The sequence below is a fragment of the Sphingomonas sp. NFR04 genome (assembly GCF_900114095.1).
Classification (GTDB): Bacteria; Pseudomonadota; Alphaproteobacteria; order Sphingomonadales; family Sphingomonadaceae; genus Sphingomonas.
Genome location: NZ_FORV01000009.1, coordinates 189,961 through 204,498 on the forward strand (window position 1 = coordinate 189,961; position 14,538 = coordinate 204,498).

At 68.2% G+C, this 14,538-nt stretch carries 9 protein-coding genes and 1 pseudogene; 7 read left to right on the forward strand and 3 right to left on the reverse strand.

Going from position 1 to position 14,538, the window contains the following annotated elements; all coding sequences use genetic code 11:
- Position 1 precedes the first annotated feature (1 nt).
- The 7 genes and pseudogenes from BM009_RS20785 to BM009_RS20815 all read left to right on the forward strand — a co-directional run bounded on the left by BM009_RS20785 (position 2) and on the right by BM009_RS20815 (position 9,866).
- A complete protein-coding gene (locus BM009_RS20785) occupies positions 2-1,603 on the forward strand; it encodes a DHA2 family efflux MFS transporter permease subunit (RefSeq protein ID WP_254772390.1) in 1,602 nt (533 codons plus the stop codon).
- Between the two features lie 12 nt (positions 1,604-1,615).
- Complete coding sequence (locus BM009_RS20790) at positions 1,616-3,019, forward strand: efflux transporter outer membrane subunit (RefSeq protein ID WP_093299176.1); 1,404 nt, start codon at positions 1,616-1,618, stop codon at positions 3,017-3,019.
- Entirely contained in the window at positions 3,019-3,609 is a 591-nt protein-coding gene (locus BM009_RS20795) for a TetR/AcrR family transcriptional regulator (protein WP_093299179.1), read from the forward strand. The genes BM009_RS20790 and BM009_RS20795 overlap by 1 nt, the downstream gene beginning before the upstream one ends.
- Before the next feature lie 244 nt (positions 3,610-3,853).
- Entirely contained in the window at positions 3,854-4,189 is a 336-nt protein-coding gene (locus BM009_RS22420) for a hypothetical protein (protein ID WP_139216701.1), read from the forward strand.
- A gap of 68 nt (positions 4,190-4,257) precedes the next feature.
- Complete coding sequence (locus tag BM009_RS20805) at positions 4,258-5,523, forward strand: TolC family protein (RefSeq protein ID WP_093299184.1); 1,266 nt, start codon at positions 4,258-4,260, stop codon at positions 5,521-5,523.
- Positions 5,520-6,680, forward strand: coding sequence for an efflux RND transporter periplasmic adaptor subunit (locus tag BM009_RS20810; protein ID WP_093299187.1), 1,161 nt, complete (start codon positions 5,520-5,522; stop codon positions 6,678-6,680). Before BM009_RS20805 ends, BM009_RS20810 begins: the two co-directional genes overlap by 4 nt.
- 3 nt (positions 6,681-6,683) lie before the next feature.
- Positions 6,684-9,866: pseudogene (locus BM009_RS20815) on the forward strand (efflux RND transporter permease subunit).
- A 170-nt stretch (positions 9,867-10,036) separates the two neighbouring features.
- Here BM009_RS20815 and BM009_RS20820 read toward each other — a convergent pair.
- From BM009_RS20820 to BM009_RS20830, 3 genes are all read right to left on the reverse strand, one after another.
- Positions 10,037-10,753, reverse strand: a complete 717-nt coding sequence (locus tag BM009_RS20820; RefSeq protein ID WP_175488153.1) for an HXXEE domain-containing protein — start codon at positions 10,751-10,753, stop codon at positions 10,037-10,039.
- 221 nt (positions 10,754-10,974) lie between these two features.
- Positions 10,975-12,456 carry a tryptophan halogenase family protein gene (locus tag BM009_RS20825; protein WP_093299192.1) on the reverse strand — a complete coding sequence of 494 codons (1,482 nt, stop codon included), beginning with the start codon at positions 12,454-12,456 and terminating at the stop codon, positions 10,975-10,977.
- A gap of 39 nt (positions 12,457-12,495) precedes the next feature.
- A complete protein-coding gene (locus BM009_RS20830) occupies positions 12,496-14,538 on the reverse strand; it encodes a hypothetical protein (RefSeq protein WP_254772391.1) in 2,043 nt (680 codons plus the stop codon).

The window sequence follows — 14,538 nt, forward strand, 5'->3', positions numbered from 1 at the left end:
GTTGGCCGGATGGTTGCAGGCACTGGGGCAGGACTGGTCGGCAGACCCGTCGGCCATGCCGACCGCGCGCAAGTTCCTGATCTTCGGCGTGATGGCGTTCGGCCAGTTCATGGCGCTGTTCGACATCCAGATCGTCTCCGCGTCCCTCAGCGACGTCCAGGCGGGACTCGCCGCCGGGCCGGACGAAGTCAGCTGGGTGCAGACGGCCTATCTGATGGCCGAGCTCGTGATGATTCCGCTCTCCGGCTATCTCGCCGGCGCGATGTCGACGCGGTGGCTGTTCGTCCTGTCGGCCGGCATGTTCACCTTCTCCAGCCTGATGTGCGGGCTGTCGTGGAACATGGAATCGATGATCGCCTTCCGCGCGCTGCAGGGCTTTACCGGCGGCGCGATGGTGCCGCTGGTCTTCGCTGTCGGCTTCACGATCTTTTCCGGCAAGCAGCGCGCGCTGATCCCCGCCATCCTCGGCACGGTGAGCGTGCTGGCGCCCACGCTGGGGCCGAGCGCGGGCGGCGCGATCACCCAGGCGCTCGACTGGCGCTGGCTGTTCTTCATCAACATCCTGCCCGGGGTGATCGTGACGCTGCTCGCCTCGCAGATCCTGCGGGTCGACCGGGCGACGCCGTCGATGTTCGCCCGAATCGACTGGAGCCATTTCGTCGCGATGGCGGTGTTCCTGGCCGGCCTCGAATATGTGCTGGAGGAAGGGCCGCGAAAGGACTGGTTCGGCGATCCGGGGATCGCCGTGGCGGCGTGGTGCTCGGCGGTGGCGTTCGTGCTGTTCCTCGAGCGGTCCTTCCGCTCGACCAACCCGCTGGTGCGGCTGCAGCCCTTCCGCCGCCCGACCTTCGCCTTTGCCTGCACCTTCAACTTCGTGATCGGCATCGGCATGTATTCGGCGATCTATCTGGTGCCGGTCTATCTCGCCCGCATCCGAGGCTATGACTCGCTCCAGATCGGCACCACGGTATTCGTCGTCGGCATCACCCAGCTGCTCAGCGTGGTTATCAGCGCCTATCTGAGCCAGCGGGTCGACATGCGCTGGATGATCACCGTCGGCCTGTCGCTCTTCGCCTGGAGCCTGTGGCTCACCTCCAGCATGACGAGCAGCTGGGGCTTCTGGGAGTTCTTCGTGCCGCAGGCGGTGCGGGGGCTGGCGCTGATGCTGTGCATCGTACCCAGCGTGACCATGGCGCTGGCCGGTTTCCCGCCGGCCGAGCTGCGCTACGCCTCCGGCCTGTTCAACCTGATGCGCAACCTGGGCGGGGCGATCGGCATCGCCGTCGTCAACACGCTGCTGCGCGACCATGCCCGCATCGCCTCGACGCGGCTTGGCGAGTCGCTCGGCACGCACCCAGGCGCCGCGACCGACGCAGTGGCGACCATCGCGCGCCGCCTCGGCCAGATCGCCCCCGATCCGCGCGAAGCCGCGGCGATGGCGCAGGGCCTGTTCGCCCAGCTGGTGGGCCGAGAGGCACTGACGATCGCCTTCGACGACGTGTTTCGCCTGCTTGCCTGGATGTTCATCGCCGCGCTGGTGATGGTGCCCTTCTGCCGCCCGCCCGCCAATGCCGCCCCGCCGCCGCCGGATGCGGCGCACTGAGGAGTCCGCGCCATGCGCCTTGCCCCTGCCCTGCTCGCCGTCTCCACGCTATCCGGCTGCGCCGCCGGACGGGACTATACCCGCCCCGAGATCGCGCTGTCCGCCACCTATCACGCGCCCGTGCCCATCGCCGCGTCCGACGCGCAGTGGTGGCGCCGCTTCGGCGATCCCGTCCTCGATACGCTGGTGGAAGCGGCACTGGCGCAGAATCTCGACATCGCCGCCGCCGCCGCGCGCGTGGAGCAGGCCCGCGCAGCCGCGGGCGCAAGCGGTGCCGCCCTGCTGCCCCAGCTGGACCTCGCCGCCTCAGGCGAGCGGACCCGCCAATCGCTGCGCACCCCCGTCGGCACGGTGGCGGACCGGCTGGATCTGCCGCGCGACTATTCGCTCTACACGGTCGGGCCGCAGGCATCCTGGGAACTGGACCTGTTCGGCGGGCTACGGCGCGGGCGCGAAGCAGCACGCGCCGACTATGCCGCGAGTGCTGCGGACGCGGCCGCGGTGCGGCTGAGCGTGGCCGCGGAAGCCGCCGACGCCTATCTGCAGCTCCGCGGCCTGCAGGCCCGATACGAGGTGGTCACGCAACAGCTGGAAACGGAACGCCAACTGGCCGCGCTGGTCCGCCTGCAGGCCGAGCAGGGCCTGGTCGCAGAGCGCGAACTGCACCGCGTGCTGGGCGAAAGCGCCGGGATCGAGGCCAGCCTCGCCCCGCTGCGCGCCGCGATCGCCGGGCAGATCCATCGCCTCGACGTGCTGACCGGGCTGCAGGCAGGATCGGACCCGCTCCATCTGGCCACCGCCAGGGCGACGCCCGACGCGCCTGATCCCGGCGGCAGTGCCGTGCCGGGCGAACTGATGCGTCGTCGCCCGGATCTCGTAGCCGCGGAACGCCGGCTCGCCGCGAGTAGTGCGCGGACCGGGGCCGCCCTCGCCGACTATTACCCCCATCTGGCGCTGAACGGGCTGCTCGGCTTCGCCAGCATCGGCACGGGCGGCCTCTTTACCAGCGCCGGCCTGCAGGCGAGCGGCGGGGCAGGACTTCGCTGGCGTCTGTTCGACTTCGGTCGGGTGGATGCCGAAGTAGCGCAGGCTCGCGGTCGCGAGGCGGAGGCGCTGGCCCAGTTCCGCGGGTCGGTGCTACGGGCCACGGAAGACGTGGAAACCGCGATCACCCGCCTTGCCGAAGCGCGGGCGGAGATTACCTTGCGCGAACAGCAGGTCGCGTCGCTCACCCGCGCGCGCGACCAGGCACGGCAGGGCTATGCGGGCGGCGCGCTGGCGCTGGTCGACGTGCTAGATGCAGACCGTGCGCTGCTGGAGGCCCAGGATCGCCTCGCCGGTGCTCGCGCCGATGCCGCCCGCGCATCCGTCGCGGCGGTTCGTGCATTGGGCGGAGGATGGGAAACGAGGAGTTGATGAGCGAAGCGATGACCCCCAAGGAGCGCACGCGCGCCCGCATCCTCGACGAGGCGGCGAAGGCGATGCGCGAAAAAGGCGCCGACGGCATCGGCGTCGCCGCGCTGATGAAGCGGGCAGGCCTGACGCATGGCGGGTTCTACGCTCATTTCGAGAATCGCGACGATCTGGTGGCGCATGCCGTCGACCGGATGTTCCAAGACAGCGCGTTCGTGCTGCAGCGTCATCTCGGCGGGAATGCGGCGGCCAAGGGCCTGTCCGAACTCATCGACTATTATCTGTCCGAAGACACGCGGAGGCGCACCGACGGCGGCTGCCCGCTGCCCAGCCTGGGTGGCGAAGCATGCCGGATGCCCGCCGCAGCGCGCGCGCGCTTTGCCGACGGCATCACCGCGTTCCGTGCAGCCTTGGCCAAGGCGCTCACCGCGTTCGGTGCACCGGACCCGGAGGCGTTGGCAGCCTCGGTCCTGGCCGAGATGGTCGGCGCGATGACGCTGGCTCGTGCCCTTGATGACGATGCCGCAAAGGATGCGTTGCATGCATCGAGGGCGCAATTGAAGCGCCGGATTGGCCTGCCCACTCCCTCCTGACGAGATGCGACAGATCGTTGGGAAAGCGGTTGCAGCCCGGGGCGCCGCTCTCCGGCGGAGGGACACCGGGCAACCTGAAGGGGCTGGTATCGGACGCTAATGGTCCGGTGTCGCCTCTCCACCCTGCTCGTCAAGGCGGGATCACCCGCAAGCGCGGTGGGTGCAGGCCGAGGGTGCCGATGCGTGCCGCTCTCGCTCCACGCGTTGTTACAAAGGGGCGGGTTAGCTGCTATGGCACCGTTCGATGCACCGGCTGTCCGCCCTGTTCCTCTGTCTCCTGCTTGCGCTGTCGCTCGGGCTGGGATCGGTCGCGCACGCGACCGAGGGCGTCGCGTGCGTCGATGGCACCGAGGCCAGCGCGCTCGAACACAGCGATGGGGACGCTGACCAGGTGCAGGGAGACGGTGACAAGGCCTACCCGCATCATCATGGCGGCTGTCATGGGCACCATATCGGCATTCCATTCATGGCCGATGCCGGCGCACCTTTAGGCAGGCTGCACATGGCGCCCCTGGCATGGAGCCATGACCCGATGGCGCCTGTGCCGTCCGACCCGGCACTACGGCCTCCACAAGCCTGACGAACGCCTAGCGCCGCCGGGACCCCTCCCCGTGCGGGTTCTTGCCGTTCGTCAGGAGTATGTTTCCCATGCACCGTTTCATCGCGGCCCTTCTTGCCGTGGCGTCGTGCGCGTCGATCGCGCAGGCGCAGTCGTCCGTCCCGACATCAACCAATCCACCACTCACGCTCGAGCAGGCGTTGACCCTTGCCGGTGCGACCGCCCCCAGCATCGAAGCGGCGACAGCGGGCATTCGCGCGGCCGAGGCAAGTCGTACTGTCGCGGGCTATCGCCCCAACCCCTCTATCGTTGCCGAAATCGAGAACATCGCCGGGAATGGGCAGTATCGCGGCATCCGCAGCGCCGAGACGACGGCAGGCCTTGCCTTTCCAATCGAGCTGGGTGGCAAGCGTTCGGCGCGCATCGCCGTCGCCAATGCCGTGACCGACCGGGCGCGGATCGACACGGCGCTGGCCGAGGCCGATCTGCGGCTTGCCATCACCCGACTCTACATCGAGGCGGCAGCGGCCGAGCGCCGATTCGTGACGGCGCGAGAGCAGGCCGCAACAGCCGGCGAAGCGGTACGCGCGGCCGGCATAAGGGTGCAGGCGGGACGTGCCTCGCCGCTGGAGCAGCAGCGCGCGGACGTGCTGCGCATCAACGCGGAAGCAGCCGTTGCGCGGGCCCAGCGCCTCGCCGAGGTTTCGCGCGCCAATCTCGCGCGGCGCATCGGGCGGCCCATAACCGGATCGCTCGACCTTGCCTGGTACGATCGCGTGGAGGGCTATGGTCCGGCCCGGCCGATTGAGCCGGCCGGCACGCTCGCGCTGGCAGCGGCGCGCGCGGACGTGACCACGGCCGAGGCACAGGTGCGGCTCGCCCGCTCCCAGCGGGTTCCCGACGTGACGCTCAGCGCCAGCGCGCGTCGGCTTGAGGCCACCAACGACGTGGCTGCGGTGTTCGGTGTTTCAGTGCCCTTTCCGCTGTTCAACAACGGCAAGGCTGCCATCTCGCAGGCGCGCGCCCGGAGCGATCAGGCCCAGGCCCTGCGCCGAGCCGCCGAGCTGGACAGCGCACAGGCGATTGCCAGCGCCCAGGCTGAGGTAGCGAACGCCGCCACGACCGCGCGCAACGCGAGCGGCCCGGCACTGGCCTCCGCGACGGAGGCCGCTCGCATCGCCCGGATCGGCTACCGCGAGGGCAAGTTCGGCCAACTCGACCTGCTCGATGCCGAGCGCACCCTTTCCGAGACGCGCACCGCCGCGATCGACGCGCTCGCCACCTATCACGACGCCAAGGCACGCCTGGACCGGCTCGTCGCCGCGGCGCCCTCGTCCGAGGACAATGATCAATGAAGAAGACCATCATGCGCGCGCTTGCGCCCGTGACCCTGGCCGCCCTCCTAGCCGGCTGCGGCCGAGGAGCCGGCAGCGAGAAGGCCGGAGCGGAGAAGACCGAAGCGGCCGAAGGCGGCGAAACCAGGCAAGGCCCGAAGGATATCGTCACGGTTTCCGAGCAGCAGATCGCCGATGCCGGCATCGAGGTGACGCGCCCGACGATGGGCGGGGTTGCCGGTGCGATCGAGTTGTCGGCGACGATCGAGGGCGATCCGCAGGGCGTGCAGGTGGTGTCGGCTGCCGTGGGTGGCCGGCTCGTTTCCCTGACCCGCAATCTCGGTCAATCGATCGGGCGTGGCGACCCGCTTGCCATCATCGAGAGCCGGGAAGCGGCTTCCCTCAAGGCGGAAGTGGAGGCCGCCCGCGCGCGCGCCGCGCTCGCGCAATCCAACCTGCGCCGCGAACAGCGCCTGTTCGCCGAGCGTGTGTCGCCCGAACAGGATCTGGTCGCCGCCCGAACCGCCGCCGCGGAAGCCGGCATCGCTCTGCGCCTGGCGCAGCAGCAATTGTCGGCGACCGGAAGCGGCGGCGGATCGCTCAACCGCATCGCGGTACGCTCCCCGATCGCCGGGCAGGTCGTCGCGCGTTCGGCAACGCTCGGGCAGACGGTCGCGGCCGATGCCGAGCTGTTCCGCGTCGCGAATTTGTCGAAGGTGACGGTAACGACGTCGCTTGTTCCGTCCGATGCAGGTCGGGTCAGGCCCGGCGCTCGCGTGGAGGTCACGGCTGCCGGTCGCCGTCAGGAGGGTCGCGTCACCTTCGTCTCGCCGGTTCTGGACGAAACCACCCGGTTGGTGCCGGTGATCGTCAGCCTCGACAATGCCGGTGCCCCATGGCGCATCGGCGAGACGGTCAACCTATCGATCCTTGTTCCGGCGAGCGGCGACCGAACCGTCGCAGTGCCATCGGCCGCGGTCCAGATGATCGAGGACAAGCCTTTCGTCTTCGTGCGTACCGCGACCGGTTTCCGCGCCACTCCGGTGACGCTTGGCCGCACCAACGGCGGTCAGGTCGTCGTCACGTCCGGCCTTGGCGGGCCCGAACGGATCGCCTCCACCAACAGCTTCACGCTCAAGGCCGAACTCGGCAAGGGTGAGGGTGGGGATGAGGACTGAGCCATGATCGGTCGCATCGTCACCCTGTCCGTCGAGAAACGCTGGCTGGTCCTGCTTCTCACGCTCGCCGCGGCGCTGGTCGGGGCCGGCGCGCTGCGCCAGCTCCCGATCGACGCCGTTCCCGACATCACCAACAACCAGGTGCAGATCAACATCGTCGCGCCCGCCCTCCCCCCCGATCAGGTCGAGAAGCAGGTCGCGTTCACCGTCGAAACTGCGCTCGCCGGTATCCCCGGCCTTGAATACACGCGCTCGCTCAGCCGCAACGGCTTCGCCCAAGTCACCGCCGTCTTCACCGAGAAGACCGATATCTACTTTGCCAGGGCGCAGGTCGCAGAGCGGCTGCGGACCGCGGAGGAAGACCTGCCGGAAGGCGTGAACCCGGAAATGGGGCCGATCGCGACCGGGCTCGGCGATATCTTCATGTGGACCGTCGAATACCGCGAGCTGGACCAGGTAAACCACCGCAACGGCGAACCGGGCCTGCAACGTGACGGCAGTTACATCACGCCCGAAGGCGATCACCTCGTCGGCGCGGCCGACAAGGCAACCTATCTGCGCACGGTCCAGGACTGGATCGTCACGCCCCAGCTCAAGAGTACCGAAGGGCTGGCGGGGGTCGATTCCCTTGGCGGCTACACCAAGGAGTATCTCGTCGTCCCCGACCTGCAGCGCATGGCGGCGATGCGCCTCACGCTTCAGGACCTCGCCACGGCATTGGAGCGCAACAACACCAGCGCAGGGGCGGGCGTCGTCAACCGTAACGGCGAGGGGCTGGCGGTGCGCGCCGATGGCCGCGTCCGCAATGCCGACGAGCTGGCACGGACGGTCGTCGCAACCCGCGAGGGCGTGCCGATCCTGCTCAACCAGATCGCGACCGTGCGCACGGGTCAGGCGCTGCGCATGGGATCGGCATCGGAGAACGGGCATGAGGTGGTGGTCGGCACCGCCGTCATGCGGATCGGCGAGAACAGTCGCACCGTTTCCACCGGGGTTGCAGAGCGCCTCACACAAATCGGCCGCTCGTTGCCGGTGGATGTCATCGTCAAGCCGGTGCTCAACCGCACCGAACTGGTGAACGCCACCATCTCGACGGTCGCCCGCAATCTCGCCGAGGGCGCGGTGCTGGTCATCGTCGTCCTGTTCGCGTTGCTCGGGAACTTCCGCGCCGCGCTGATCGCCGCTTTCGTGATCCCGATCACCATGCTCCTCACCAGCATCGGCATGCTGAAGGCCGGCGTCTCGGCCAACCTCATGAGCCTTGGCGCGCTCGACTTCGGCCTGATCGTCGACGGCGCGGTCATCATCGTGGAGAATGCCCTGCGTCGTCTCGCCCAGGCACAGCATGGCCGTGAGGACGCGCTGACCTTGCAACAGCGGCTCGGTCTGGTTGCTGCGTCCGCGCGCGAGATGATCCGCCCCTCGGTCTATGGGTAGGCGATTATCATCCTCGTCTATGCGCCACTGCTCACCTTCACCGGCACCGAGGGCAAGATGTTCGAGCCGATGGCGCTCACCGTCATCATCGCCCTCGTGTTCGCCTTCATCCTGTCGCTGACCTTCGTGCCGGCGGCGATCGCCATCGCGCTCAGCAAGCGGGTCGAGGAGAAGGAGAGCTGGGCGGTGACGTTCCTGCGGCAACGCTACGGACCGGGCCTGGACAAGGCGATGCGTCGCCCCAGCCTCACCATTGGCGTCGCGATCGGCGCGCTGGCCCTTGCCGCGGCCGCCTTCAGCACCTTGGGCCAGGAGTTCTTGCCCCAGCTCGACGAGGGCAACGTGCTTGTCCAGGCGGTGCGCATCCCGGGCACATCGGTCGATCAGAGCCAAGCGATGCAGTTCCAGGTGGAAAAGGCACTCGCCAAGGCGCCCGAGGTCCGCTTCGCCTTCTCGCGCACCGGTACGTCGGAGATCGCGTCCGACCCGATGCCAGCGAATGCCACGGACACGTTCGTCATCCTGAAGCCGAAAAGGGAATGGCCCGATCCTGGCCTGAGCAAGGAGGAACTGGTGGAGCGGCTGGAGAAGCGTCTCTCCTCGCTGCCCGGCAACACCTATGAAATCACCCAGCCCATCCAGATGCGATTCAACGAGCTGATCGCGGGCGTGCGGGGCGACATCGCCATCAAGGTGTTCGGCGACGACTTCGGCGAGATGAACGCAACCGCCGAGCGCATCGCGGCCATTCTCCGCAAGACCCGGGGCGCGGCCGATGTGAGGGTCGAGCAGACCGCGGGCTTGCCGATGCTCGACATCCGCCCGAACCGCACCGCCATGGCCCGGGTTGGGGTGACGGCCGGCGACGTGCAGGACACGGTCGCCGCGGCGATCGGGGGCCGGCAGGCGGGCGTCATCTTCGAGGGCGACCGACGCTTTCCCGTCGTGATCCGGATGGCCGAGAGCGCGCGATCGAACCCGACGGCAGTCGGTCAGGTGCCGGTGCCGCTCGCGGGCGGTGGCTTCGTGCCGCTATCGACCGTGGCGGACATCGCGGTGGTGGACGGGCCGAACCAGATCAGCCGCGAGAACGGCAAGCGGCGTGTCGTGGTACAGGCGAACGTCCGCGACCGCGACGTGGCGGGCGTGGTTGCCGATGCCCGCGAAGCGATCGACGACCAGGTGAAGCTGCCGGCAGGCACCTATCTGGAATGGGGTGGCCAGTTCGAGAACCTGGCGTCGGCGCGTGATCGTCTCGCGCTCGTGGTGCCGATCTGTTTCGTCGTCATCCTGCTGCTGCTCTATGGGGCGCTCGGTTCGGTGCGGGACGCGGCTATCGTCTTTACCGGCGTTCCGCTGGCGCTGGTCGGCGGGGTTCTGGCGCTGGTCCTGCGCGGGATGCCCTTCTCCATTTCCGCGGCAGTCGGCTTCATCGCCTTGTCCGGTATCGCCGTCCTCAACGGCCTCGTCATGGTGTCGTCCATCCATGACCTGATGCGTGCCGGCATGGATCGCGCGCTGGCGGCTCATCAGGGGGCATTGGCACGGCTCAGGCCAGTCGCGATGACCGCGCTGGTCGCCTCGCTCGGCTTCGTGCCGATGGCGCTGGGGCATGGCGCGGGAGCGGAGGTGCAGAAGCCGCTCGCGACCGTCGTCATCGGCGGGCTGATCTCCGCGACGTTGCTCACCCTGTTCGTCCTGCCGACGCTCTACGCCCGCTTCGGCCGGCGCGAGCTGCCGGCTCGATGACGGCGAGCGGCAGTCGCACCTGAAATGGATCGACTGTTGGGGTTCTGACGGTCGGCCGGCCGGCCGACCGCCATTCGCAGACAAAAGCTACTGGCCCGACGATACACTGTCATCGCTGTGACCAGCGTGGAATGGCATATCCCGGTCGGTTGCTGCCTAGGCCAAGAGCATCATCGCTGGCGGAGGCCCATTTTCTCTGCCGCAAAGGTCGCGAGGATTAGGACCCCGGCATTGAGGGATTGCAGCACCACAACAACGCCGGGTTCACGCACCACGCCGGTAATCAGTAGCAGCATCCCGAAGATCAGGATCGCGTGGACCATCACGCCGATGCCAACAACGGCCGCCAGTTCCCGCTTGGCCAGCGCCCCCGTCCCGATCAGCGTCCATCCGGCCAGCGGCAGAAAGATGAGGATCGCGGTTAGCAGGCCAGGATTGTACTGCCCCCCTGAAACCAGCGCCCGCCCGACATGCGCCGCCAGGTTGACCACAATCACGCTGTAGATCGCGAGCCCCATGAAGCGGTATCGCCGGCTCATCCAGGCGCCCAGCGGAGCGGCAAGCCAGAACATGGGAATGTTGACGGCGGTGAACACCTCACCAGGCACGGGGCATTGTGGATAGAGCGCGGCATAGCCGAACATGCCGCAGAACGCCTTCGGGAAGGCGTAGGCCTGGCCGTGGAAGTCGAACCCATATTCTTCGACGTTGTGGATCAGATAGGCTGCCACACCGGCCCATGAAAGCCAGCTGAGGTCACGCCAGCGCGGGATCCGCAAATCGGCGCGCAAGCTATCCATGCTCAGCAGGACAAGCAGGACCGCGGCGGCGACCAAGCCTATCCATGGGAACCATGTGTCGAGCACCAATATGCGCTCTGCCGCCATAGAGGAACCTGACAGCGGCATACCAAGCCTCAAAGGCTAGATATGCCTCGGACAACGTGCAAGAACAGGGGCGATATCTATGCCCATGTCGGGTCCAATTTGGCTTAACCGCGCGCGCTCGGCAATAGGTGGCATCTTTTGCGGTATCGTCGGACGGGATGCGCAGTACTCCATCCAGCTTGTCGGGATGGCTTGGGTCTTGGGCAGTCCATTCCGCGCTTCTAGGCGGGCGATAGCGCCGGCAAAGCTTCCGCCGCTCGCGCGATGTTCGCTCTCAACGCCGTCAGTTGGCGTAGATTCTCTTGGGCCTCGATCCCTTCGATCAAGGGGTTATGATCACCGGGCCGCTCTCCTTGGCCATCGAGCACCGCGAACCAGCTCGCGTCACGGAACAGCTCATCGCTGGACAAGACGATCCGGCCTGAGCTCCGGAAATGGGCAAGGCGTTCGGTGAGCGTGTCGGGGATCGCCATCGACTGCCGCTCGCGCCACATCGGCTCCTCCCGCCCCGCCGTCGCATGATAATGGAGGATCAGGAAGTCGCGTATATCAAGCATCTCCTGCCCGAACACGCGGTTGAATTGCCGTGCCAGCAGGGGCGAACAGTCGGCTGCCGGAAAGAGCGACAGCAGCTTGGCGAGGCCGCTCTGGATCAAATGGATGCTGGTTGATTCGAGCGGCTCGAGAAATCCGCTCGACAGGCCGATCGCCACCACATTGGCACGCCATGCCTCGCGCCGCATGCCTGGCGTGAAGCGGATCAGGCGCGGATCGGCAAGCGGCGGTCCCTCCATCGCAGCCAGCAGCGAGGCGCGCGCCGCTGCCTCGTCCTGGAAGCGGCTGGCGAAGACATAGCCATTGCCGACCCGGTGCTGGAGCGGAATGCGCCAGCGCCACCCTGCCTCGGCCGCCGTCGCGCGGGTGAACGGGGTGAGATGCGTTTCCGCGGCGCTCGGCGCCGCCCATGCGCGGTCGCAGGGCAGCCAGTGCGACCAGATGTCATAGCCGACGCCCAGCGTCTCCCCGATCAGCAAGCCGCGCAGCCCCGAACAGTCGAGGAAGAGATCGCCCTCGACGACGCGCCCGTCGTCCAGCGTCAGCGACCGGACGAAACCGCCTTCGCCGTCCTGCTGGACTGAACCGACCATGCCCTCCACCCGGGTCACGCCTGCCCGCTCTGCCAGCCCGCGCAGGTAGCGTGCGTACAGGCCTGCGTCGAAGTGATAGGCATAACCCAAGGTTGACAGGAGCGAGCGGCGATCGGGCACCGGCCGGGCGAAGCGGCCCGAGCGCGCTGCCTGCGCCGTCAGCGAATAAACCTCGGTCGGCGCTGTATCGCCGTCCATACGTCCACGGATGAGGCGGTGGAGAAACATCGTGCCGTCGCCCGGCGGCCCAAATGTGCCGAAGGGGTGGAAATATCGGCTCCCCTCGCCGTTCCAGCCGACGAACTCGATGCCGAGCTTCACCGTCGCCTTGGTCTCAGCCATGAACTGGCGCTCGTCCAGGCCGATGATCTGGTTGAACCAGTGGATGGTGGGGATGGTCGCCTCGCCCACCCCGATCGTTCCGATCGCGTCGGATTCGACCAGCGTGATGGCGACGCGTTGCCCCGCCAGCGCGCGCGACAGGGCGGCCGCGCTCATCCAGCCCGCCGTTCCGCCACCCAGTATCACGATCCGGCGAATGCGATTGTCGGTCATAGCGCTCCGTCTAGCCACTCTCACGCGTGCCCGCGAGCGTCATCCGCCTGTGCAGGCGATTGCCGGGCCTGCCGGCCGGCGCAGTGCCAGATAAACGGTGCTCCACAGCTGCGCAGCGTTGGACTCGTCGACATCCGCCCCCGCAGCACCGAAGGGCACGACCTGGTAGCGGCCATCAGCATAGCGCCATGACCAGAGCTCGGAACTCTGCACGCTGCGCGTCTTCTCGATCCCGTCCCAAAGGCAGGATTGCGCGCGGGCGATCCGGTGGCGGACATTGGCGGGCAGGTCCTTGCGATCGAGCTGTCGCGCCAGCCCGGCGGCGACGAGCGCCTGCTGCCAGCTCCAGATCACCGTGCCGTGATAGGCATTAGGCGAGAATTTCCGCTGTATCCCCGCCCCGGCAAAGGCCGGGTTGGCGACCAGCATGCCCGCACCGGTGCGCAGCCCGGCCGGAAAGGCGTCGATGAGGCTCGCCGTCATGACCTCCAGTGCCTCTGCGGAAGGCTTTTCGAACAGCAGCGCGAAGCCGGGATCGCTGTTCTGCACCGGTATCGGATTGCCTTGCGCATCCAGCGCAATGGCCGGGAAGCGTATGGGCTGGGCGCCGATCGCGGCCAGCGCGGGCGCGTCCGGCACCCCGACAGTGCGCGCATAGTCGCTGACCGCGCGCCGTGCGTCTGCCGCCGGCAGAGTCACGTCGAACAAGGGCGGCGCCTTGGCACGCCAGACATCGGCTACCGCCCGGGCTTGCGTGAAGGCAGCCGGATCGCCGTCAGCCAGATAGGGACGGAGCAATCCGCTCGCGTGCAACGCCGCGGCGGAATCGAGCGCCGCAGGAATGAGTACGGCGTTGACGTCATAGGGCAGGCGGCCGCCTGCCAGCCCGTCATTGCTGTCGCGCCACTCGCCCGCATCCATGCCGGGCTTGAGTGCGACCAGATGCGCGGCCACCGGATCACGCGCGAAGGGCGCTGCCGTTTGCAAGACGAAGCGCAGGTTGCGGACAAGCCGCGCCCCCATGGTTTCGCCGCCGATTCGCTGCGCCAGAAAGGCCTGTGCTCGCGCCCTCCCGCGTGGATCGTCGAGCAGCCACGCCCGCGCGACCGGCGCCAGCATATAGTGGCTGTCGACCATGTTGTAGTTGTAGACCGGCGCGTCGGACAGGGTGCCGTCGGTCCGTTGGTGGTCGAGGATGGCGAATTCGCCGATATCCTCCTCATGCGCGACCTCGCCTTGCGGAGACAGGCGGGTGAGCACCGATTCCAGCCCGGTCTCCACCGCCGCGGGCTGCAGCGCGGGCATCAGCAAACGGACCGACATCAGCGTATCGCGCCCGAAATAGGTGTCGAACCGCCACGATCCGGCCAGATACTTCTCGGCATAGCTGAGGAAGGTGAGCGCGTTGCGCGCGCCCGGATCGGCTTGCGCGGTAGCGGTGAGGAGTTCCGCACCGCCGCGCGGCGAGAGCGGCGTCTCGCCCGTTACCGCCGTTACGGCCATGCGGATCCGGCCGTCCCGGCCGGCGAGAATGGCACCGCCCGCGATGCGGCCGCCGACGACCGTCACCGCCAAGTCATAGCCCGCCGCGCCGTCGAGCCGATCGCGCGACCAGCGGATCCCGTCGCCCGTCACCCGTGGCGCGGTCAGCACCGCGGCAGGCGCCTTCCCCAGCGCCTGGTAGTCGCGGAGGACGCGAATGCTCGACAAAACCGCCTGGTGGGGCACCAGGCGATCCGCGTTGATCGTCGCGACGAACCGGACGCCGTGGAGCGGCCGTCCCTTGGCGTCGCGCAGCGTGATCGGTTGGGGGACGCCCTCCAGACGCCATTCGGCGTCCCTGGCGAGCGGCTCGAACCATAGCGCCGTGCCGCTGTTGCCCGCGGGAAAGGCGACGAGCAGCCGCGGCTGCCGGCCCGATCGCAGCACGACATGCGCCGCGACCGGACCCGCACGCGTGAAGCTGTTGAGGTTCAGTCCCTCGCGCACCGCATATTGCTCGACCGGTGCGGCGCCGGGGGCGGCACCGGTCAACAACAACCCCGCCGCCAGCCCCAGCGACCGCCGCAGCGCCACCTTCAC